The organism is Sorangium sp. So ce321 (assembly GCF_051530195.1).
Taxonomy (GTDB): Bacteria; Myxococcota_A; Polyangia; order Polyangiales; family Polyangiaceae; genus Sorangium.
In genome coordinates this window covers 9,824,386-9,845,703 of sequence record NZ_CP150329.1, presented here as the reverse complement: position 1 = coordinate 9,845,703, position 21,318 = coordinate 9,824,386, and the positions used below count along the sequence as shown (strand labels likewise).

At 71.9% G+C, this 21,318-nt stretch carries 17 protein-coding genes; 3 read left to right on the top strand and 14 right to left on the bottom strand.

Annotation, left to right across the window (positions count from 1 at the left end):
• Positions 1–199: 199 nt before the first annotated feature.
• Positions 200–1,078, bottom strand: a complete 879-nt coding sequence (locus WME89_RS36310) for a 1-acyl-sn-glycerol-3-phosphate acyltransferase (RefSeq protein ID WP_438004212.1) — start codon at positions 1,076–1,078, stop codon at positions 200–202.
• Between the two features lie 266 nt (positions 1,079–1,344).
• Between WME89_RS36310 and WME89_RS36305 the strand changes: the two genes are divergently transcribed.
• Positions 1,345–2,814, top strand: a complete 1,470-nt coding sequence (locus WME89_RS36305; protein WP_438004211.1) for a cytochrome P450 — start codon at positions 1,345–1,347, stop codon at positions 2,812–2,814.
• A gap of 53 nt (positions 2,815–2,867) precedes the next feature.
• Here the strand turns inward: WME89_RS36305 and tpx are convergent, their stop codons facing one another.
• The 8 genes from tpx to WME89_RS36265 all read right to left on the bottom strand — a co-directional run bounded on the left by tpx (position 2,868) and on the right by WME89_RS36265 (position 11,562).
• The gene (tpx, locus tag WME89_RS36300) at positions 2,868–3,362 is read right to left on the bottom strand and encodes a thiol peroxidase (RefSeq protein WP_438004210.1); all 495 of its coding nucleotides are present in this window, start codon (positions 3,360–3,362) and stop codon (positions 2,868–2,870) included.
• A gap of 212 nt (positions 3,363–3,574) precedes the next feature.
• Complete coding sequence (locus WME89_RS36295) at positions 3,575–3,946, bottom strand: hypothetical protein (protein ID WP_438004209.1); 372 nt, start codon at positions 3,944–3,946, stop codon at positions 3,575–3,577.
• 558 nt (positions 3,947–4,504) lie between these two features.
• Positions 4,505–5,797, bottom strand: coding sequence for an SGNH/GDSL hydrolase family protein (locus WME89_RS36290; RefSeq protein ID WP_438004208.1), 1,293 nt, complete (start codon positions 5,795–5,797; stop codon positions 4,505–4,507).
• Between the two features lie 418 nt (positions 5,798–6,215).
• Positions 6,216–7,646 (bottom strand): hypothetical protein, encoded by a 1,431-nt coding sequence (locus tag WME89_RS36285; RefSeq protein ID WP_438004207.1) that lies wholly within the window; start codon positions 7,644–7,646, stop codon positions 6,216–6,218.
• Positions 7,647–7,978: 332 nt separating this feature from the next.
• Entirely contained in the window at positions 7,979–9,325 is a 1,347-nt protein-coding gene (locus WME89_RS36280) for an endo-1,4-beta-glucanase (RefSeq protein ID WP_438004206.1), read from the bottom strand.
• 157 nt (positions 9,326–9,482) lie between these two features.
• Positions 9,483–10,022, bottom strand: a complete 540-nt coding sequence (locus WME89_RS36275; RefSeq protein WP_438004205.1) for a hypothetical protein — start codon at positions 10,020–10,022, stop codon at positions 9,483–9,485.
• Between the two features lie 82 nt (positions 10,023–10,104).
• Positions 10,105–10,317: a hypothetical protein gene (locus tag WME89_RS36270; RefSeq protein WP_438004204.1), complete on the bottom strand. Its 213-nt coding sequence runs from the start codon at positions 10,315–10,317 to the stop codon at positions 10,105–10,107.
• 111 nt (positions 10,318–10,428) lie between these two features.
• Positions 10,429–11,562 (bottom strand): hypothetical protein, encoded by a 1,134-nt coding sequence (locus WME89_RS36265; protein WP_438004203.1) that lies wholly within the window; start codon positions 11,560–11,562, stop codon positions 10,429–10,431.
• Between the two features lie 486 nt (positions 11,563–12,048).
• Between WME89_RS36265 and WME89_RS36260 the strand changes: the two genes are divergently transcribed.
• Positions 12,049–13,473 carry a peptide MFS transporter gene (locus WME89_RS36260; RefSeq protein ID WP_438004202.1) on the top strand — a complete coding sequence of 475 codons (1,425 nt, stop codon included), beginning with the start codon at positions 12,049–12,051 and terminating at the stop codon, positions 13,471–13,473.
• 50 nt (positions 13,474–13,523) lie between these two features.
• Here WME89_RS36260 and speD read toward each other — a convergent pair whose 3' ends face one another.
• The 4 genes from speD to WME89_RS36240 form a co-directional block, all read right to left on the bottom strand.
• Positions 13,524–13,883 carry an S-adenosylmethionine decarboxylase gene (gene speD / locus WME89_RS36255; RefSeq protein ID WP_438004201.1) on the bottom strand — a complete coding sequence of 120 codons (360 nt, stop codon included), beginning with the start codon at positions 13,881–13,883 and terminating at the stop codon, positions 13,524–13,526.
• A 427-nt stretch (positions 13,884–14,310) separates the two neighbouring features.
• Positions 14,311–15,027 (bottom strand): hypothetical protein, encoded by a 717-nt coding sequence (locus tag WME89_RS36250; protein WP_437660589.1) that lies wholly within the window; start codon positions 15,025–15,027, stop codon positions 14,311–14,313.
• Positions 15,028–15,272: 245 nt separating this feature from the next.
• Entirely contained in the window at positions 15,273–15,737 is a 465-nt protein-coding gene (locus WME89_RS36245) for a PaaI family thioesterase (protein WP_436622108.1), read from the bottom strand.
• The gene (locus WME89_RS36240; RefSeq protein WP_438004200.1) at positions 15,734–18,664 is read right to left on the bottom strand and encodes a 2-oxoglutarate dehydrogenase E1 component; all 2,931 of its coding nucleotides are present in this window, start codon (positions 18,662–18,664) and stop codon (positions 15,734–15,736) included. The genes WME89_RS36245 and WME89_RS36240 overlap by 4 nt, the downstream gene beginning before the upstream one ends.
• 143 nt (positions 18,665–18,807) lie before the next feature.
• Here WME89_RS36240 and WME89_RS36235 point away from each other — a divergent pair, with 143 nt between their 5' ends.
• Complete coding sequence (locus WME89_RS36235) at positions 18,808–20,448, top strand: glucose-6-phosphate isomerase (protein WP_438004199.1); 1,641 nt, start codon at positions 18,808–18,810, stop codon at positions 20,446–20,448.
• 113 nt (positions 20,449–20,561) lie between these two features.
• Here the strand turns inward: WME89_RS36235 and WME89_RS36230 are convergent, their stop codons facing one another.
• Positions 20,562–21,308: a hypothetical protein gene (locus WME89_RS36230; RefSeq protein ID WP_438004198.1), complete on the bottom strand. Its 747-nt coding sequence runs from the start codon at positions 21,306–21,308 to the stop codon at positions 20,562–20,564.
• Positions 21,309–21,318 lie beyond the last annotated feature (10 nt).

Sequence of the window (21,318 nt, the reverse complement as noted above, 5' to 3'; positions counted from 1 at the left end):
ATAGTCACGATTTCATGAACCTTCGGGCTCGGGACGAGAATCGACTCAGAGCGTGGCAATCCAATCGGTCTCAAGGGAATGTTCCGCCTCTCCGCGTCATGGAGTTTTCCCGGCCCGATGTGCGCTGGACCCATGGCTCTGTCGGCGCTTCCACGCAGCCGCCCACCGGCGCAGCGTCATCCTCCCCACCGCAGGCCGCCTACCTGCCGAGGATCGCCGCCGCCTCGTCCCGGAGCCGCCGCGTGAGCCCGGCGTCGTCGTCCCCCCCGCCCGCGACCGCCGCGGCGTCCCGCGCCTCCCCGAGCCGCACCCGCACCTCGACGTCGTCGAAGCCCGGCAACGCGATCTGCAGGAGCGGCGCCAGCGTGGTGATCCCGCGGCGCTCGGCCCACCGCGTGATCGGGAGCCGCTTCGCCCGCGCCGAGTGCACCCCCGAGACGACCGCCACCGCGACGCGCCCGCCCGCCGCCGCCGCCGCGCGCAGCAGCGCCCCGGCGCTCGGGTGCCACGCCCCGAGCAGCGCCTCGCCCGCGCCCGCGAACGCCGCATCCGCCTCGATGCGGCCGGCGGGGAAGTGGAGCAGCGCGCCGCCGCCGCGCAGGTGCCGCAGGGCGCGGCGCACGCCGGCGGTCCGCGCCGCGAGCGCGCGCCCGCCGCCGCCCTCGTCGATCGGCACGAAGAGCAACCGCTGGCTGACCTGGGGCAGCGCACGCAGGAACCGCCGCTCGGCCGCCACGATCATGAGGTCGCCCCGGCCGAGGGCCGCCATCAGCGCGAGCGCGTCGTAGGCGCCCGGGTGGTTGGACACGACGAGCAGCGCCCCGCGCGGCGGCGGGGCGGCGTCGGCCGTCCAGCGCGCGCCGAACCCGGCGAGCGCCTCGCGCGCCGCCACGTGGATCCCCGCCTCGCCGGTGCGCTGGTCGAAGCGCGCGAGCACGCGCCCGAGCGGCAGCGAGGGGACGGCGAACGCCGCGCGCCCGGCCCGCCGCACCCACGCCGGCGCGCCGCCCAGGCCGAGCGCCGCGACCATCTCCTCGCCGGACAGGCGCGCCAGCTCCCTCTCCAGCGGCCGTGCCATGCCCGCCGTCTCTACCTGCGCCGAGGCCGCCACGCCAGCGCCGTCGCGCCGCCCGGCCGCGCGGTCGCGCGGCAGCCAGCCGCCCGCGGGCGCGCGCGCCGTCGGCCGCGCAGCCGCCCGCGACGCCGCGGCGCCGGTGTCGGACGGCGGCCCAGCGCGGGCAGCGTGCGAATGCGCGCGAATGCATGGTTGTTCAGCGAACCTGGCGAGTCCCCTGCTGCGTGGGGGGTTTGCATCGGGGCACGCCGGCTCTGTATGAAGAGAGAATGAAGCCCACCTGCCCAGCTCCTGATGAAACCACCCGCCGCAGCGCCGGGGCTGCGCGTCCGCGGCGGACCCTGGCGGACCTCCCGGGGCCCCGGGGCCTGCCCGTGATCGGCAATCTGCACGAGCTCCACGCCGACCGCTGGCACCTGGAGTTCGAGCGGTGGTGGCGCGCCTTCGGGGACGTGTTCGTCGTGCGGATGGGCCGCCAGCCGATCCTCGTCGTGGCCGAGGGCGAGCTCGTTCGCGACGTGCTCCAGCGCCGCCCCGCGGTGTTCCGGCGGACGCGGGCCATCGAGGACGTGTCGCGCGAGGCGGACATGGTCGGGCTGTTCTCGGCGGACGGCGAGGCGTGGAGGAAGCAGCGGCAGCTCATCAATCCGACGCTCCACGCGCGGAACGTCGAGGGCTTCTTCCCGAGCATCTGCGAGATCACGGGCAGGCTGCGCGAGCTGTGGTCGCGCGCGGCCGACGAGCGCGCCGCGCGCGACGTCCTCGGCGATCTCATGCGCTACTCGGTCGACGTCACGTCCACCATCGCCTTCGGCCGCGACCTCAACACGCTCGGCGGCGGGCCGGACGCGCTCCAGGAGCACCTCCAGCGCGTCTTTCTCGGCCTGAACCGCCGGATCCTCGCGCCGCTGCCCTACTGGCGGTACCTCGGCCTGCCCGCCGACCGCGCCTACGATCGCGCCCTGCTCGCGGTGAAGCGGCTCATCTTCGAGCTCGTGGCCGCCGCCCGGCGCGAGCTCGAGGGCGGCGCGGACCGGCCCGCGCGCCCGCGGACGCTGCTGGAGCTCATGATCGTGGCGCGCGACGGCGAGGACCCGAGGGCGCACCTCTCGGACGCCGAGGTCTACGCGAACGTCCTCACGATGCTGCTCGCGGGCGAGGACACGACCGCGAACACCCTCGCGTGGATCCTCTATTATCTGGCCTCGCGCCCCGACGTGCAGGCGCGCGCCCGCGAGGAGGCCGACCGCGTCCTCGGCGGCGGGCTGATCCCGACGCTCGAGCAGAGCAAGCGCCTGGAGTACACGGGCGCCGTCACCCAGGAGACGCTTCGCCTGCGCTCCGCGGCGCCGCTGCTCTACCTCGAGGCGAACCACGACACGGTGGTCGGCGACGTGGCGGTGCCCGCCGGCGCCGGCGTCGTGGTGCTCACCCGCGCGACCGGGCGGAAGCCCGAGTATTTCGGCGATCCGGAGTCGTTCCGCCCCGAGCGCTGGCTCGGCGGCGCGTCCCCGATGCTTCCCCACGAGCCGCGGATGGCGCTCGCCTTCGGCAGCGGGCCCCGCGTCTGCCCGGGCCGCTCGATGGCGCTCCTCGAGTGTGCCGTGACCGTGGGCATGGTGCTCCGGAGCTTCACGGTGCAGCTCGCGGATCACACGGCGCCGGTGCGGGAGCGGATGGCGTTCGCGATGCAGCCGGAGGGGCTGCGCGTCCGGTTCACGAAGCGCGCGTGCGCGTGAGGCGCGGGCGCCGGCTCACCGCACCTGCGCGCATGGGGGGCGCAGGTGCGGGCTCACTGCACCTTGGCGAGGGCCGCGTCGTAGTCGGGCTCCTGCGCGATCTCCGGGACGAGCTCGGCGTGGATCACCTTGTTCTGCTCGTCGAGCACGAGGACCGAGCGCGCGAGCAGGCCCGCGAGCGGCCCGTCCACCAGCTTGACCCCGTACCTGTCGGCGAAGTCGCTCCGGAACGTCGAGAGGCTCTCCGCGTTCTTGATGCCCTCGGCCCCGCAGAAGCGGGCGTGCGCGAACGGCAGGTCCGCCGAGATGTTGAGCACCGTCACGCCCGGGAGCTTCTCGGCGCGCTCGTGGAACGTGCGCACCGACTTCGCGCAGACCCCGGTATCCACGCTCGGGAAGATGTTGAGGATCTTCTTGCCTGTGTAGGACGAGAGCTTGCCTTCCGAGAGGTCGCTCTTGACGAGCTGGAAATCGGGGGCAGTCGAGCCGACGGGCGGCAGCTCGCCGGCGGTGTGGACGGGGTTTCCCTTGAACTTGGTCTGGGCCATGATCGCATCCTCCTCTGTGAAGCCGCGCTGGTCGTACGCGCGCCGAGGGCGGATGCCAAGCCGATCTGTACAGCGCTGCCGGATGGGGGCTCACCTTGGCCGGCCGCGTGGGCGGTGCGCTGTCGGGTGATTCCCGTTGTCCGCGCACGAGCGGGGCTCGCGCGCGGGGCTTTTGTGGTCCGCGCGCGACCGGGGGCTCGCGCGCTGGGCAATCAGCTCAGGGGGGAGCGGCTCACCAGGGGAAACGGCTCCACCTCGGCGTCGTCGGGGTTCATCGAGTCCCTGCTGTACGCCATCTCCTGCTCGGCCGTCGTGATGATGAAGGGGCCCCCGACCTCCTCGGGATCCACCATGTCTTCATAGTCTTCCGTGGTGTCGCCCTTGCCCGATGTCGCCGAGGCGAGATACTGCTCGGCGATCTGCTCGGCGAACTCATCCATCACCTCCGGCGGGCCGTCGCCCGGGTCGGGGATGAACGCATCGCGGTCGTCCTTGCGAGCCGCGCTCTGGCGCGCTGCCTCCACGAAATCCTGTCCGTGGCTCCTGCTTGTGGCCCGCTGGGAGCCGTCTTGCTTGGTCTGCATGGATGATCTCCTCGCTCGGCGGCGCGCTCCCACGCGCATTCAGCGGCGCCGCCCGTCCGGTGTTCTGATAACGAGAGATGCACCGCGTGTACCAAGGCTGGATCGCGTGCGTGTCACGCGCCCTGGCGAGAGGATCTGATCGGTATTTCGTTCGCCGTGGCGCTTCCGCTGTACCGGACGTGCGTCGGGTGTAGCGCCGTGCCACAGCCGGAGAGACGCGCCGGTGCCCGGATGCCCCGGCGCCGCGCCCTGATGCCCCGGCGCCGCGCCCTGATGCCGCGGCGCTGCGCCTTGATGTCCCGGCGCCGCGCCCCGATGCCGCGGCGCCGCGCCCTGATGTCCCGGCGCCGCGCCCTGATGCCCCGGCGCCGCGCGCAGGGCGCGGCTGCGGCGCTGCGTCCCGTCGTGCCCCCGAGTCGAGCTCCGATGTCGCCGGACGGCGCTCCGACGGAGCCCTTCGACACAGGGCTTCGACGGAAGGTCTTTCAAGGAAAACCAGGACGACCTGTGCGGGGGCGCAGCGCAGCAGCGATGTCGCTGCGCCCCGCCGCCGCGCTGCTACCAGTCGAGCTCTTCGCTGATCGCCTTCGAGAGCTGCGCGGCCATCTGCTCGTTCGTCTTCTTGCTCGGGTGGTAGTCGCAGCCGAGCCCGTTCTCCTCCCCGTTCTGCGCGGGGAACTCGAGCAAGCGGACCCGATCGTCGCCGCTGGCCGCGCGATCCTCGACCACCTTGCCGATGTAGCTCCGCGCCCTGGTGAGCGCCTCGGCGCCCTCCGGGTACCCGTCGCTGAGCATGGGCCCGATGGTGCAGAAGATGAACGCCTCCGGATAGTTCTCCCGGACCGTCTCGACGAGGCCCGCGTAGGCGTTCGTGAACGGCTCACGGAACGCGGCGTCGCCCGGGACGTTGATGCTGAAGTCGTTCGTGCCCAGGTTGATCACCACGACCTGCGGCACCCAGGACGAGAAGTCCCATGCGGGCTCCGGCTCGTCGGCGATCGTCCGGCCGTAGATCTCCGGCATGGTGTCGGCCACCTCGTCGTCGTAGTTCCGGTACACGCCCCTGCCGGACCAGGCGACTATCGTGGTGTCCGCCTCGAGCTGCCTGCCTGTCAGCGCGCTGTAGGCGAGGTAGTTGTTCTCCGTGTCGCTCGTGAAGGGGCAGGTCTCGTCCGCGCCATCGATGCCGTAACCAGCCGAGATCGAGTCGCCGATCACCTCGATCCGCCGCTCGGGCGCCGCCGCGACGGGCAGGAGCTCCTCGCCCTGCTGCGGCACGAACTCGAGGAACTGCGTCACGCCGACCAGCGCCTCGGTCCGGCGGTGGAGCAGGAGCTCGTGCTCGCCGTCGGCCAGCCCCTCCGCGACCGTGTAGAGCTCCTCCTGGTTGTTGACCTTGAGGACGCCCTTGGACTCGCCGTCGATCACCACCTGGAAGAAGTTGGACTGCTCCGGGGTCGACTTGTCGCTGAAGCGGGCGCTGATCGATGTCCCCGAGAAGCGCGTGACGATCGCGCTGCCGGGCCAGGAGAAGCGGGGGCCTTCGGGCTTCGTCGTGTCGAAGCGCCCGATGAAGCGGATGGTGTCGCCCGACGGGTTGCCCCCGCCGGTGCCGCTCGCTGTCGATGTCGTCGCGCCGGCGCCGCCCTCGCCGGCGCCGCCCGCGCCAGCGCCGGCGCCGCCTTCACCAGCGCCGCCAGAGCCCGAGGCGCTGGTCGCGGTCGACGAGCCGCCGCCGGTGCTCGTCGCCGCGCCCGAGTCGTCGTCACCGCAGCCGGTCATCAGCGCCGACCAGGCGATGCAGAGCGCGGAAGCGAGCCTGGGGAGGTTGGAATAAGCTTTTGTTTTCATGGCGCGCGAGGATGCTGCAGGTCCGTGGCGCAGACAACACCAATCTTCGCCTGCGAGTCGGTGAAGACGCCGCGACGCGGGCGTCGGCGCCGGGCACACGGCCAAAGCATCTTCCGGTAAACGTCGCTCTCGGACCTGGAGATTCACCGCCTCTTCGACGCGGCACGCGGCGCCCCCTTGTTGCTCCACGGGCGTGGCCGCGCGCGACGGCGCGCGTCGGGCCTGCCGCTGCGCGAGGCGTCACCGGTGCTGTGATCGTCGCTGCAGCGGGAGCGCTCGGCGGGGCCGAGGTGGTCGGCGGGGCAGCCGGCGGCGTGAGCGGTGGGCGATGAAAGGGCGCGGGGCGGGGCGCGCCGCCCCGCGCGGGCTCAGGAGGGGGGCCGTTTCCCGCGCGGCGGCGCGATCGGCGCTGAGCGATTCAGTTCCAGGTCCGGTTCTGGCGCTGATGCTCGGAGCGACCGCTGTCGTCTGCCTGGGGGCGATCGCGGTCGTGCGAGGCGCGCGCTTCGTCGCGCTCGTGGGTGCGTGTCGAGTACCCCTGCGGCAGCTCATCGCCCATGAAGCGGCCGAACCCCGGCCGCCGCTCCGGCTGGTTGTACAGGTCGCCTCGCCCGGTGCGCTCATGGCCCTGGCCGTGGCCTTCGCGCTCGTCACTCCGGCCCTGATAGCCGCGGTGCTCGTCCCGACCGCGCTGGTCGCCGCGCTCGTCGCCACGGCCGTAATGGCCAGGGTTCTGGTGCTCGTCGCCGCCACGATAGCCCTGGTACTGGCTCTCGCCGCGGCCGTAGCCGCGATTCTGGCCCTCGCGGCCCTGGTGCTCGTCCTGCCTGCCGAAGCTGCGGCCCTGGTAGTCCTCGCGGCCCTGGTGCTCGTCCTGCCTGCCGAAGCTGCGGCCCTGGTAGTCCTCGCGGCCCTGCGGGTAGCCACGGCCCTGGTGCTCGTCCTGCCTGCCGGAGCTGCGGCCCTGGTAGTCCTCGCGGCCCTGCTGCTGGTAGCCGCGGCCCTGGCTCTCGCCGCGGCCGTAGCCGCCGCGGTGCTGGCCCTCGTAGCTGCGGCCCTGGTGCTCGTCCTGCCGCCCGTAGCCGCGGTGCTGGCCCTCGCGGCCCTGGCCCTCGTGGCTGCGGCCCTGGTACTCGTCCTGTCGCCCGTAGCCGCGGTACTGGTTCTCGGAGCTCTGGTATTCGTGCGGCGCCTGGCCGCGGTGCTGGCCCTCGTCCTCGCGGCCATAGTAGTCGCGCCCGTAGGAGCCGCGGCCCTGGCCCTCTTCCGGCCCGGTGAACCCGCGGTTCACGTCGCGGCCGTAGTAACCGCGGTTCTCCTCGCGTCCTCGCTGCGCTGAGCCGAACCCGCTGCGCTCGTCGTCCGCGCCCCGCCCGCCGAAGTGATTGCCGCGCCCGCCGCTCTGCCCCCAGGAGGGGCTGTCCTGCCCGTAGGCGCGGCTCTCCTCGTGCTCGCGGTAGCCGCGGCCGCCGAAGCCGCCTTGCTCCTGCCCTCGGCCGCCGAAGCCGCCTTGCTCCTGCCCTCGGCCGCCGAAGCCGCCGCGGTAGTCCTGTCCGTGCTGGCCGCCCGCCTGCCACTGGCCCCTGCCTTCGCGCCCCTGCTGGCCGTACTGCGGCTGGCCGTACTGCGACTCCTGGCCGAGCTCGCCCTGCCGGCTGCCGCCGCTCTGGTTCGCATAGTTGCCGCGGCTGTACGACCCTCGTTCGAACGCGTCGCGCTCCTCGTCGTGACCGTGGTAACCGCGCTGGTCGTTGTTCCCTGGAAAGCGCCCGTGCTCTTCCCGGTGACGCGAGTCGTCGCGCGTCCCCTCGTTGCGGAAGTCTCGGTTCTCGTAGCGATCTCTTGCCATGTCGCTCTCCCTCCGGGTGCTGATGGACAATTCTCGACGGCTCACACAGGCGAGGCACCTCCGTGAGCGGTGGGTCCACTTGCCCAGCAACCGACGTGCCCAGAGGGGACCACAAAGAACCAGAGTGGAAGCTGCGCCCGGCCTCCTGAACGAGGCCGCCGCAGCGGCCAGTCGAGCGCGCCTTCATGGGCCAATGCGCCACACGATGGGGCAAGCTGTCACGCAAGCGCAGCCGCTCCCGTCCAGGACGAGCTTGCACGCGAAGGACAGATGAGCTCGTGTTCGCTGGCAGGAGCTGCGGCGCGCCGCGGACAGCGGCGCTCGCCCGGCGCTCAGTACCGCGTCTCGCAGGGGTGCTTGTCGGCGAACGCCTTCACGGCGGTCTTGTTCGACGACCAGGGGAAGTTCCGATCCGTGATCGACCAGGAGAGCGCGCCCGCATACCGGATGTTGTAGAGGTCGCTCACGAACTTGTCGTAGGTCACGTCCATCTCGGCCATGTTGATGGGGAACTCGCCCATGACGACGGGCTTGTCCGTGAGGCCCCACTCCGAGGGAGGCGTGTTGTACGGGAACCACTCGTTGACCCACCCGTACATGTGGACCTGGTAGAAATCGACGTCGGCGTGCGTCCACGCCTGACCCCACTTGATCGCGGCGCTGCCGACGCTCACGGGTGCGCCGGTCTCGCCCCTCAGCACGGCGGCCGACTCCTTGGCGAGCGCCTCCATCTGCTGGTGCGTGACCAGATCGAACTTGCTGGAGTCGCCCTCGAACGCCGGGTCGCCGCCGTGGAGGCTCGGCCCGGTCATCGCCCACTCGGGCTCGTTGATGACGTCCCAGGCCAGCATGCGGCTCCGGTGCGGGCTCGACGCGACCGCCTGCGCGACAGGCCGGACCACGTTCTCGATCAGCCGGGCGCGCCGGGCCGGGTCCGCGACGATGGGCCCCATGCTCACCGCCGTCAGGCCGCTCGGCGGGTTGTACGTCGCCTTGTAGAAGCCGTCGAAGGAGAACAGCGTGAACATCACGTTGACCTGCGCCTGGTCCGCCAGCTCGAGCGCCGCCAGGATGTCCTGCGTCGAGGTGCCCCCGAGCCCGGTCGGGTTGCCCTGCCCGTCGAAGGCGATCTGGTCCCCGTAGAAGCGCGGGTAGATCCACCAGCGGACCACGTCCACGCCGTTGGCGCGCATGTCCTGCAGGTCGGCGAGCACCTGGCCCTTCTTGCCCGAGATGCCCGACTGGCTCCACTTGGACTGACCGCCGAAGTCAGCGCCGAAGTCGCGCCAGGCGTAGTTCACGCCGTACATGAAGCGGAGGCGGCAGTCGATCTGGACCCCGCCCTCGAACGGACAGGCGTCCTCCCCGGCCCCGGCGCAGGTGTCCGGCGTCCCCGCGCCCGTCGTGGCGCCGCTGCCGGTCGTGGCGCCGCCGCCGCCGGTCGTGGCGCCGCCGCCGCCGCTGCCGGTGCTGGCGCCGCTGCCGGCGCCGGTCGTGACGCCGCCGCTGCCGGCAGGGCCGCCGCTGGCACCGGTCGTGACGCCGCCGCTGGCAGCGCCGCTGTCTCCCGTGCCGCCGCCCGCGCCATCAAGGCCGTCGTCGCCCGACCCGCCGCCGCCACAGCCGAATCCAGCCGCGGAGAGCTGGAGAACCCCGACAAGAAGAAGCCAATCGCGCATGCGCCGATTATCGCCAGGAACACGCCGACAGGCCAGCACGATTTGTTAATCGGTTCAGTGACTCACTGCGCCACGTTCTGCTCTTGCTACAAGATCCTGATCACAGCGGCCCAGGGAGATCAGCTGCTCTCCTCCAGGTCACGCTCCTCACCGTGCCTTACCGGGACGGCCCGCGCGGCCTCGGGTGAATCCCCATGTACGCCGCCGCACTCTTCGCCGCGGGGTCGTCCGGATGGCGCTCGATGAGGTCCTCGGCGAAGCTGCGGGCCTCGCCGATCCGGTCCATGCGCACGAGCGCCCGCACGCGGAGCTGGCCCCGCTCGGCGGCGCGCGGGCTGTCCCCGAGCTCGCGCGACGCCGCGTCGTCGAGCCGGAGCACCTCCGCGGGATCGCTCGTCAGCGCGGCGCGCATGCGATCGAGGACGCGCGCCTCCGGGTCCTTGTCCGGCGCCGCTTCCGACTCCGGTGCTGCGGCGCTCGCGGGGGCAGCGAGCGGCGGCGGCGCGGGAGGGATGGCGGATGACTCATCGCGTCGCCGAGGCCTGGTGTCAGCGCTGGACTCCGCGCTCGACGGCCGCGCCTTCGGCGAAGGGGGCTCGTCGCGGTTCATGAAGAGGAACGCCGCCGCGGCGAGCGCGGCGAGGGGGAGGCCGATGAGCAGCGCGCGGCGAGTGCCGGACGGTCGGGGTGCGTCCACGGCGGCCAACGTAGCGCGGAGGAGCGGTCGGCGGTAGCGGTCGCTCAGGGGCGGGGCGGCCGGCTCGGGTGGTGTTGGAGCCTCAGCGGCGGCAGCAGATTCCGCCTTCGACGCCGAATCGCACGTTCCCGAGCAGCTCCTCGCCCGCGGGGCAGCTGTCGCGCTCGCTGCTGCCGTCGCCGGGGTCGCCGATGACGTAGCCGCCCTCATCCTCGCAGTCTTCGGGAGAGAGCGCGTCGGAGTCGTCCCCGCAGGCGCCGAGCAGCAGACCACAGAGGAGAGCTACGATGAGCAATCGAAGAGCTCGCATCAACCAACCTCCGTCGAAGTCGCGAACGACCGTACCTGGAAAGGCGCGGAGCGCCCATCGGACAGCAGCTCTCCGACGGCGCCGGCCGACTCCTCCTCACCGGAACGCGCCGATGCCGAACGACGCGCACGGCTCGCCGTCGCGCACCGAGAACGCCGCGAACTGCTTCTCCGGCGGGTACATGTACCCGAACAGCGTGCACATCTCGTTGTCCCCGAGGCCGAACGTGAGGGCGTGCCCGGACGTGTTCTTGAACCGGCACGCGTACCGGAGGGAGTCGCCCTCCTCGAGCGCGATCGCCGGCCGGAAGACCTCGATATCGCTCTCCAGATCGAACGCGCCGCCCTCGTAGACGCGCGCCTCGCCGCCGCCCGCGCGGACGACGTCCACGTCGAAGGCCTCGGCGTAGCGGTGCGTGTGCGGCATGAGCGAGACGATGTTCCCGCCGAACGTCGAGCACGTCGCGCCGACGGTCCGCGTGGCGCGCGGCGGGACGAGGAAGTCATTGACGTTCATGACGAACGGCACGAGCTCCTCGGCGCGCTCCGCGAGCGGCATGGTGAAGAAATCATAGGCGAGCTCGACGACCTCGGGCTCGGCCGAGGCGTTGAGCAGGTGGACGCTCGTCGCGATCTCGCGGGACGTATCGAGGGTGAAGCCCATCCCCGGCGGGAAAATGAGCGTCTCGTCGCCGACGACCTGGGTGGAGCTCGCGAAGAGGACGTCCGGGATGACGGCCGGCAGCGCGCCAAAGGGGTCGTCGGCGCCCGGGTGGCAGTCCGGATAGGGGTTCGGCCCGAACGCCGGGTTGACCGGCTTGGCGATCACGTTGCTGTGGTGCAGCCCGGCCGTCGTGTAGACGCGCGCCGCGTGGACGGTCCTGTTCACGAGGGCAGGGAAGGGCCAGGAGAGGCAGAAGGTCACCTCCTCGCCGGGCGAAAGGGTCCGCGGCGGCGCGATGATCCTGAATCCGCTGCGCGGCGGCTCCGGCAGCGTGAGCCGGGTGGGCGGCGCGCCGAAGGCGACGACGTTGTCCCGGTCGATGCGCTCCTCCGGCTCGTAGCGGGCGGCTGGATGGACGCACCGCCCGCGATGGAGCTCCTCGCCGGGGGCGCACGCCGGGGGCGGCGAGGGCTCGACTCCCGCGCAGGCGGAGAGGAGCGGAATCCAGACGATATACCTCGAACGTGCTCTGTCCCCGGGGACGGAGCGGGTCTTTGGATGTTGCATCACAGACCATCTGCGGCTGGCGGCGTCTCACCGGAAGCCTCGACTCTGGATCTCCCCTGTCGAATCGAAGCGCCTCGCGCGGCCAGGGCGGAGCCCGCGGCCCTGCCGCCCCGCGCTGGGCACAACCAGGGACAGCGCGGGCTCGCTGCCGCGCCTGGGCACAGCCGGGGACAGCGCGGGCCCGCTCAGCCGAGGCGCGGGCAGCCGCCGCGGCGTCGTCCAGCGCGGCGCAAGGCGGGATCATCGCTCGCCGCAAGCTCGGCGCAGCCCGGCGCAGCGGGCCTGCAACCTCGACGACGGCCTCTACAGTCGCGGGCCCGCCCACGCCGACACCCTGTTCGCCCGGGTCGACGCTGTGCGCAAACAGCGCGTGACGTGAGCGTCGCGGATCGTCTAGCATTGCGCCGACGAGGGGCAGCGTGCCCCACGATCTCCTGCATCGCCCGACGACCACGCAGCGTGGTCCCAGCTCGTGGAGACATAGCATTGAGCGAGCAAGCAACCGAGCCGGCCCTCCCAGTCACCGCTTTCGAGAGGCGCTTCAAGCACCCGCCGGGGCTCGTGATCCTCTTCTTCGCGGAGATGTGGGAGCGCTTTTCCTATTACGGCATGCGCGGCCTTCTCAAGCTGTACATGGCGAACTACCTGTTCGTCGCCGCGCGCGAGGCGTACCAGGGGTGCCGCCAGCACGCGCAGCCGTGCGCGCTCGTCCCGGGCAACCCGGACACGGTGTTCGCCTGGGAGTTCATCCGGGGCCTCCTTCCGGCCGCGCCCGGCGAGCAGGCGTCCGTGCTTTACGGCCTGTACACGGGGCTCGTTTACCTCACGCCGTTCTTCGGCGGCATCCTCGCCGACCGGGTGTGGGGCCAGCGCAAGACGGTGGTGATCGGCGGCGCCCTGATGGCCATCGGACACTTCGTCATGGCGTTCGAGAACTCGTTCTTTCTCGCGCTGCTCCTGCTCATCCTCGGCAATGGCGCGTTCAAGCCCAACATCTCGACCCAGGTAGGCAGCCTGTACCCGAAGGGTGATCCGCGCCGCGACGGCGCCTTCACCATCTTCTACATGGGCATCAACCTCGGCGCCTTCATCTGCAACTTCGTCTGCGGCACGCTGGCCGCCGTCTACGGCTGGCACTACGGCTTCGCCGCCGCGGGCGTCGGGATGTGCCTTGGGCTGGTCGTCTACCTGATGGGGCAGAAGTACCTCGCCAAGGACAACCTGACCAAGGCGGCCGAGGGCGTCGGCGAGCAGAAGCAGCCGCTCACCAGCGACGAGTGGAAGCGCGTCGGCGCGCTCGTGGCGCTCTGCGCCCTCAACATCGTCTTCTGGGCGGTCTACGAGCAGCAGGGCAACACGATGCAGTCCTGGGCCGACGAGAAGACCGTGTGGCCGAGCGTCCTCGGGTTCCAGCTCCCCTCGACGTGGTTCCAGTCGGTGAACCCGCTCTGCATCATCCTGTTCGCCCCGATCCTCGACATCTTCTGGCGCTGGCAGGCGAAGCGGGGCTCGGAGCCGACCAGCGTGTCGAAGATGGCGATCGGCTGCACCATCCTCGGGCTCTCGTTCATCGTGATGATCCTCGGCGCGCAGGCGGTCGGCGACGGCAAGGGCAGCCTGTTCTGGCCGGTCTTCTGCACGCTGCTGCTCACGATCGGCGAGCTCTACCTGTCGCCCATCGGCCTCTCGCTCGTGACCAAGGTGTCGCCGGTGCGGATCGTGTCGATGATGATGGGGATGTGGTTCATCTCGAGCTTCCTCGGCAACACGCTGAGCGGCTACATCGGCATCTTCTACGAGCGCTGGTCGAAGGACATGTTCTTCCTGATGCTCACCGTCCTCGGCATCGGCGCCGGCGCGGCGATGTTCGCGTTCAACAAGCCGCTCCGCCGCGTGATCGGCAACCAGTGACACGGCCCCTCGCCTGACGCGCGGCGCCCTTTTCGGAGGGCGTCGCCGCGTCAGGGCGACCGCGCGCCGCCGGGGTCGACGATCCGCTCGTCGAGGGTCGCGAGCCGCCCTTCGGGCAGCGCGCCGCCGATGGCGGCCACGGCGCGGCGGACGCTCTCCAGCGTGCTGCACGACGCGACGTCGACGAAGAGCCGCCCCGACTCGGGCCAGGAGTGCAGCGCCACGTGCGACTCGCCCACGACGGCGCACGCGGTGATGCCCTGCGGCGAGAAGGGGACCACCACCATCTCCAGCAGGGTGAACGGCCCGGCGGCGACGGCCGCCTCCAGCGCCCCGCGGAGCGCGGTCGGGCTGTTCAGGAAGTCGAAGGGACAGCCTTCGAAGAGGGCGAGCGCGATGAACAGCTGCATCGGTGGGCAGGCGCTTGCGGCGATCCGCGCCGCAGGCGGCGTAGGGTAGCCGAGGCCGTGCGTCGCGGGACCGGAATCGGGCGGGCCGGAAGAGGCCGCCCGCCTCGGGGGCGCGGCGCGGCGGTCCGAGGGGATCCCGAGCCGAGCGCGACGGCGGGTGGTTCCGCGCGGCGGGGGCGGGCGGGCGCTCGGCCATCCGCCAAGACAGGGACCGGGGAGCTTGCGCAGGGAACACCGCCCGGCATGTCTCCCTTCGGGCCACGCCCGCTGAGACGTTTCGTCGCGCGCCACACGAGGCGCGCCTGAGACCTCGAGCCCCCTGAAACCTTATGGCACCTCGGTCGGTGCTCGCCGCGCCCGCCCGCCCCCGCCGCGCGGAACCACCCGCCGGCGCTTGCGCCGTCGAGACGGTGTGCTGCCCCCGCGCTCAGCGCCGCGCGATCGGGAAGACCTCGCGCACGCGCTGCCCGCCGACATCGAAGCGCCCCTGGAGCCCGGCGAACACGAAGGTGTTCACGCGCTTCCCTGGCACCTCGCGGGCGCGGATCGACGCCCCGGTGTCCTCCCAGAGGAACAGGTTGAGCCCGCCGCCGAGCGACGGCCCGAGCGCGACGCTGTCCGACATGCGGACATCGAGCACCGCCTGGAGGCGCGCGAGCTCGATCCCGTGGGTGACCGTGTCGCTCGCTCGCCCCGGCGCCGCGGTCCACAGGACCCGGTAGCCACCGCCCAGCGAGATCACCGGATCGACGCGATCGAACGGCGCGAGGTGGAAGCTCGCCTCCGTGCCCACCGTCATGCCGCGCACGTCGGTCCCGCGCCGCTCCGTGCCCCGCGCCATGTACTGCTCGTAGCTCGACGTCAGCCCGAGGCCGACCCCCGGGACCGCGCGGTAGCCGAGCGCCACGCCCACGCGCGCGCCAGGGCCCGACAGGTCGCGCAAGCGCCGCTCGCTCCCGATGTCGCCGAACCCCTGCGCGTACCCGACGCTGACCCCCATCTCGAGCGCGTTGCCCGGCGCCCTCAGCGGAGAGCGCAGGTAGCTCGGCGGGACCTCGCCCTCGTAGTCCTGCGCAGAGGCGACGCTCGCGCAGAGCACGGCGAGCGCCCCCGCGGCGATCGCGACCCCGGTGTTTGCCTTCATTGAGAATTCTCCTCGCTTCGCGGCGTCACGAGGACGGCGGGATCCCGTGATCCACGCCGGGAACGCCGCTCGCCGGGGCGCGAGCATCGCGTGTGCCACGGAGGCGGCGAGCAACGCCTTCCCGGTCGCGGACGGGCCGCCCGAGCCGCGCCTACCCGCCGCGCGACGCTGGCGCCTGCCGGCCGCATCCGGCCGGCGTCCACCCGCTGCGCGCCGGCCGCGCCCGTACGCCGCGCCAGCCGGCGCTACCAGCGGTGGAAGGCCGGGTGCCCTTCCTTGACGGCCACGAACGTCCCGCGGCACGTCGCCGTGACCCGGCCACCGGCCTCCAGGGTCGCCTCGACGACGACGCGATCCCCCTCGGTCTCCGCCACCTGCGCCCGCAGGTGAACCGGGCCGAGCGGCGTCGGCTTCTTCAGCTTCACGTGGAAGTCCGCCGTCACCGTGCACGGCGGGGCGTCGGCCCCCCGCGCCTGCATGAGGTGGTAGGCCGCGGTCCAGTTCGAGTGGCAGTCGAGCAGCGCCCCGATGATGCCGCCGTTGAGCATCCCGGGGAACGCCTCGTGGTGCGGCTCCGGCGTGAAGTCGCAGACCACCGCGTCACCCTCGACGCGGCTCTTCAGCCGGAGCCCCCGGTCGTTCGCCGGACCGCACCCGAAGCAGCGATTGTGCGGCGCGTACCTGTCCTGCAGGCTCGCCGCTTCGCTCAAAGCTTGCCCCCGACGAACGCCTCATCCATCAGCATCTTCTGCTCGAGCAGGTGGCTCGCCCGCGAGCCGGTCGCCGGGCTCGAGCTCGGCGCGCGGCTCACGCACGAGAGCGGGAGCCTGTCGCCGATGCGCTGCCGGAGCACCGCGAGGATGTAGTACCAGGACCCGTAGTTGCGCGGCTCCTCCTGCACCCACACGAGCGGCGTGCCGTCCTTGTAGGGCGCGAGCGCCTCGACGATCTCCTCGTTCAACGGGAACAGCTGCTCGAGCCGCAGGATCGCCACGTCCTTGAGGCCGCGCGTCTCCCGCGCGATCGCGAGGTCGTAGTACACCTTGCCCGAGCAGAGCAGGATCCGCTTCACGTCCGAAGGATCGACCCCGCTCGTGTCGGGCAGCACGCGGTGGAACTTGCCCTCGGCGAGGTCCTGGATCGTCGACACGGGCCGGTGCGGGCCCTTCGACGTCGCCGGGACGCGCAGCAGGCTCTTCGGCGTCGCGATGATGAGCGGCTTGCGCCAGGGCCGGTGCACCTGCCGCCTGAGCACGTGGAACAGCTGCGCGGGCGTCGTCAGGTTGCACACCTGGATGTTGTCCTCGGCGCTGTTCTGGAGGCAGCGCTCGATGCGCGCGCTCGAGTGCTCGGGCCCCTGGCCCTCGTAGCCGTGCGGCAGGAAGAGCACGATGCCGCTCAGCCGGTGCCACTTGTCCTCGCTCGACGTGAGGAACTGGTCGACGATGACCTGCGCGCCGTTCAGGAAGTCGCCGAACTGCGCCTCCCAGATGACCAGGCCGTCGGGGTAGTCGAGGCTGTAGCCGAAGTCGAAGCCGAGCACCCCCGCCTCGCTGAGCGGGCTGTTGTACGCCTCGAAGCGCGCCGGCCCCTCGGCCACGCGCGACAGCGGCGCGTAGCGCACGCCCGTGTCCACGTCGCGCAGCACCGCGTGCCGGTGGCTGAAGGTGCCGCGCTGCACGTCCTGCCCGGAGAGCCGCACCGGCGTCTTCTCGGAGAGCAGCGACGCGTAGGCGAGCATCTCGCCCGTGCCCCAGTCGAACGGCTCGCCGGCGACGAGCCGCTCGTGCCGCTGCTTGAGCGTCGGCAGCACCTTCGGGTGCGCCTTGAAGCCCTCGGGCAGCTCGAGGAGCCGCTCGGACAGCGCGATGAGCTTCTCGGCCGGCACGCTCGTCGGCACGTCGGGCGTCGCCTGGTCGGCGCCGCCGCGGTAGTGCGACCAGACGCCGCCCATCGAGTAGAGCACCGGCGCGAAGCCCTTCTGCTTCACCTCGTCGAGCGCGGCGGCGAGCGCCTCGCGGCGCCGCACCACGATCTCCTCGGCCTTCTCCTCGGTGACCTGCCCGAGCTCCATGAGGCGCCGGACGTACACCTGCCGGACCGTCGGCTTCTTGTCGATCGCGGCGTACATCCGCGGCTGCGTGTAGCGCGGCTCGTCGCCCTCGTTGTGGCCGTACCGCCGGTAGCAGTACATGTCGATGACCACGTCCGAGCCGAAGCGCGTGCGGTAGTCGATCGCGAGCTGCGCGACGTGCGCGACCGCCTCCGGGTCCTCGCCGTTCACGTGGAACACGGGGACCTTGAGCATCCGCGTGATGTCGGAGGCGTAGCGGGTCGAGCGCCCCTCCATCGGATCGGTCGTGAAGCCGACCTGGTTGTTCACGATGACGTGCACCGTGCCGCTGGTCGTGTAGCCGGGCAGGTTCATCATGTTGAGCGTCTCGGCGACGACGCCCTGCCCGATGAACGCCGCGTCGCCGTGGATGAGCAGCGGCATCACGCGGCGCCGCGCGTCCTGGGTGCCGTCGGCGAGCCGCCGGTCCTGCTTCGCGCGGACGCGCCCCTGCACGACGGGGTTCACGAACTCGAGGTGGCTCGGGTTGAACGTGAGCGTGAGGTGGACGTTGCGCCCGTTCTCGAGCGTCCGGTCGGTCGAGTAGCCGAGGTGGTACTTGACGTCGCCGCTGCCGAGGTGGCGCTCCGCGTCCTTGTCCTCGAAGGCCGCGAAGATCTCGCGCAGGCTCTTGTCCATGATGTTCGCGAGGACGTTGAGCCGGCCGCGGTGCGCCATGCCGACCACGATCTCGTCGACCTCGTGCCCGCCCGCGCGCTCGATGATGAGGTCGAGCAGCGGGATGAGGCTCTCGGCGCCCTCGAGCGAGAAGCGCTTCGTCCCCGCCTCGTAGGACTTGTGGATGAACTGCTCGAAGATCTCGGCGTCGGAGAGCTTCGTCAGGATCCGGAGCTGCTTCTGGCGGTCGAGCGTCAGGCGGTTGCGCGTCGACTCCATCTGCTGCTGGAGCCACTGGCGCGCCTCGGGCTCCTCGATGAACGTGAACTCGACGCCGATCGAGCGGCAGTACGTCTCCTCGAGCCGGCGGATGATCTCGCGCAGCGTGAGGACGGGCGGCACGCCGGCGAGGTCGGTCGTCGGGAAGGCCAGGTCGAGGTCCTCGACGCGGAGCCCGAAGTTCGTGAGGTCGAGCTCGGGCGGCGTGGCGGGCGGCAGGCCGAGCGGGTCGACGTGCGCGAAGAGGTGGCCCCGCACGCGGTACGCGTTCACGAGGGCGTAGACGCGCGCCTTGAGCGCCGCCTCCGCGAGCACCTTGAGATCGCGCGACGTCTCGGTCGAGGTCGGGTGCTCGCTCAGCGTCTGGGCGAACGCGGCCTCCAGCGTCTTCGCTGCCTCGCCGTTCGTCTTCTTGCCGTTGCCGTTCCCCGGCGCGGCCGACGGCCGCAGCGCCTGGGCCTGCATGGTCGGCAGCGGGGCCGGAGCGGGCAGCCTGCCGGGCGCGGCGCCGCCGTTCTTGCCCTCGAAGAACGAGCGCCAGCCGGGGTCTACCGACTCCGGGTTCTCGAGGTACTGGGCATAGAGCTCCTCGACGAGCCCTGCATTGATTCCGAAATCAAGCTGCATCGTGGTCGGCCTGCAAATAACGCGTGTCGGGGCGGCACGCTAGAGTCGTTTTCCGATGACTCCGGCGCATGGGGCGGAACATCGCGCGGACAAGGGGTTCGAGCGCCTGGAGAAACGGTAGGTAGAAGCGGTAGAAGGGGGCCATGGATCAAGACCGCGCAACCCGGGGGCGAGGACCGGCGCCCGCCGGCATCCCCTTCGACCGTTTCCGGGACCACCTCTTCCACGACGCGAACCTGGGTCTCTGGCTGGACGTGAGCCGGATCCGCTTCGAGGACGGCTTCTTCGCCGCGATGGAGCCGCGGATGCAGGCCGCGCTCGCCGAGATGGCGGCGCTCGAGGGCGGGAGCATCGCGAACCCCGACGAGGACCGCCGGGTCGGCCATTACTGGCTGCGCGCGCCGGAGCTCGCGCCCGAGGCCGCGCTCCGCGCCGCCATCGAGGAGACGACCGCGCGCATCCTGAGCTTCGCCGCGGACGTCCACGCGGCGCGGGTGCGGCCGGAGCGGGCGGCCCGCTTCCGCAAGGTGCTCGTGGTCGGGATCGGCGGCTCGGCGCTCGGGCCTCAGTTCGTCGCCTCGGCGCTCGGGACGCCGGCTGATCGGATGCAGCCGTATTTCTTCGACAACACGGATCCCGACGGGATCGATCGCACGCTGGACGCGATCGGCGACGACCTCGGCGCGACGCTCGCGGTGATCATCTCCAAGTCGGGCGGGACGAAGGAGACGCGCAACGGGATGCTCGAGCTCGAGGCGGCGTACAGGCGGCTCGGGCTCTCGCTCGGCGCGCACGCCGTCGCGGTGACGGGGGAGGGGAGCGAGCTCGACAAGTTCGCGGTGAAGCACGGCTTCCTGGCTCGCTTTCCGATGTGGGACTGGGTCGGCGGGCGGACGAGCGAGCTCTCGGCGGTCGGCCTGCTGCCGGCGGCGCTCCAGGGGCTGTCGATCGCGGAGATGCTGCAGGGGGCGCGCGAGGTCGACGAGGTCACGCGCTCGAAGGAGGTGCTCCGGAACCCGGCGGCGCTGCTCGCGCTCGCCTGGTACTCGGCGACGGGCGGCGCGGGCCGGAAGGACATGGTGCTGCTGCCGTACAAGGACCGGCTCGAGCTCTTCTCCCGCTACCTCCAGCAGCTCGTGATGGAGTCGCTCGGCAAGCGGCTCGATCTCCAGGGCAAGGAGGTCTTCCAGGGGATCGCCGTCTACGGCAACAAGGGCTCGACCGATCAGCACGCGTACGTGCAGCAGCTCCGCGACGGGCTCGACAACTTCTTCGTCACGTTCATCGAGGTGCTCCGCGATCGCGCGCCGTCGCGCGGCGCGATCGAGGTCGACCCCGGCGTCACGACGGGCGACTACCTCTCTGGCTTCCTCCAGGGGACGCGCAAGGCGCTGACCGAGAGCGGGCGCGAGTCGATCTCGATCACGATCGAGGCGGTCGACGCGCGCGCCGTCGGCATGCTGATCGCGCTCTACGAGCGCGCGGTCGGCCTGTATGCGTCGCTCGTCGGCATCAACGCGTACCACCAGCCCGGGGTCGAGGCCGGCAAGAAGGCAGCGCAGCAGGTGCTGGACCTCCAGGCCCGCGTGCTCGCGGCGCTCGGCGCGGCCGCGGGGCGGGCGCTGCCGCTCGACGAGATCGCGCGCGCGGCGGGCACGGACGACGTCGAGACGGTCTTCTGGATCCTGCGCCACGTCGCGGCGAACCCGGATCGCGGCGTCGTCCGCGAGGTGCCGCAGGGGGGCTCGCCGTTCGACGCGACGTATCGATCGACGAAGAAGTGAGGCGACGAAGCGAGGCCGCATGGCCACCATCGCACGACGGTGCGGTGATGGCCGCGCGGTGAGGTCGCGGGGTGGGGCCCCGCGGTCGCGGGCCGCTTCTGCTCAGAAGCGGATCAGAAGCGGACGCGGAGGGTCCCGCCCGTCGGGCCCACGACGAGCTCGGGGTCGTGGAGCGACACCTTGCGCGGGATGTCGTCGCGCACCCAGACCTTCTGGTTGGCGACGAGGCCCGCGACGAGCAGCGCGAACCCCGTGACCTGCGTGAGCCCGTCGAGGAGCACGAGGGTGCCGGTCACCTGGCCGTCGTCGTCGGAGAAGTCGACGTCCTCGCCCGTGGCGAGCGTGATGAACGGGCCGCCCACGGGCACGAACAGCGGCGAGTAGCTACCGCTCCCGCTCTCTCCCTCGCTGAGGATGGTCCCCGCCGTCAGCGCCGAGAGCGCCCACGCGCTGCCGAGGACGATGGACCCCGCGACGATCAGCCGGCGGCTCATCTGCGTCTCGAGGCGGTAGCCGTCTGGCCGCTCGCCCTCTTCCTTGAACGGCAGCGTCCGCGGCATGCCGTAGATGACGGCCGGCACATACGGCGCGTAGCCGGGCGGCGGCGCGTAGCCGGGCGGCGGCGCGTAGCCGGGCGGCGGCGCGTAGCCGGGCGGCGGCGCGTAGCCGGGCGGCGGCGCGTAGCCGGGCGGCGGCGCGTAGCCGGGCGGCGGCGCATAGCCCGGCGGCGGCGCGTAGCCGGGCGGCGGCGCGCCCTGCGCGGGCGAAGGGGCGCTCTCCGCGGCGGCCGGCGCCGCGAGCGCGAGCGCGAGCGCGCCGAGCAGCGCGGCCATCGAATGGACAGTGCGGATCGCGGTCACGTGCGTCTCC

Coding starts and splice junctions, on each gene's coding strand:
- WME89_RS36310 (WP_438004212.1), bottom strand. CDS start 1,078: ATGGCACGGCCGCTGGAGAGGGAGCTGGCGCGCCTGTCCGGCGAGGAG.
- WME89_RS36305 (WP_438004211.1), top strand. CDS start 1,345: ATGAAGCCCACCTGCCCAGCTCCTGATGAAACCACCCGCCGCAGCGCC.
- tpx (WP_438004210.1), bottom strand. CDS start 3,362: ATGGCCCAGACCAAGTTCAAGGGAAACCCCGTCCACACCGCCGGCGAG.
- WME89_RS36295 (WP_438004209.1), bottom strand. CDS start 3,946: ATGCAGACCAAGCAAGACGGCTCCCAGCGGGCCACAAGCAGGAGCCAC.
- WME89_RS36290 (WP_438004208.1), bottom strand. CDS start 5,797: ATGAAAACAAAAGCTTATTCCAACCTCCCCAGGCTCGCTTCCGCGCTC.
- WME89_RS36285 (WP_438004207.1), bottom strand. CDS start 7,646: ATGGCAAGAGATCGCTACGAGAACCGAGACTTCCGCAACGAGGGGACG.
- WME89_RS36280 (WP_438004206.1), bottom strand. CDS start 9,325: ATGCGCGATTGGCTTCTTCTTGTCGGGGTTCTCCAGCTCTCCGCGGCT.
- WME89_RS36265 (WP_438004203.1), bottom strand. CDS start 11,562: ATGCAACATCCAAAGACCCGCTCCGTCCCCGGGGACAGAGCACGTTCG.
- speD (WP_438004201.1), bottom strand. CDS start 13,883: ATGCAGCTGTTCATCGCGCTCGCCCTCTTCGAAGGCTGTCCCTTCGAC.
- WME89_RS36250 (WP_437660589.1), bottom strand. CDS start 15,027: ATGAAGGCAAACACCGGGGTCGCGATCGCCGCGGGGGCGCTCGCCGTG.
- WME89_RS36240 (WP_438004200.1), bottom strand. CDS start 18,664: ATGCAGCTTGATTTCGGAATCAATGCAGGGCTCGTCGAGGAGCTCTAT.
- WME89_RS36235 (WP_438004199.1), top strand. CDS start 18,808: ATGGATCAAGACCGCGCAACCCGGGGGCGAGGACCGGCGCCCGCCGGC.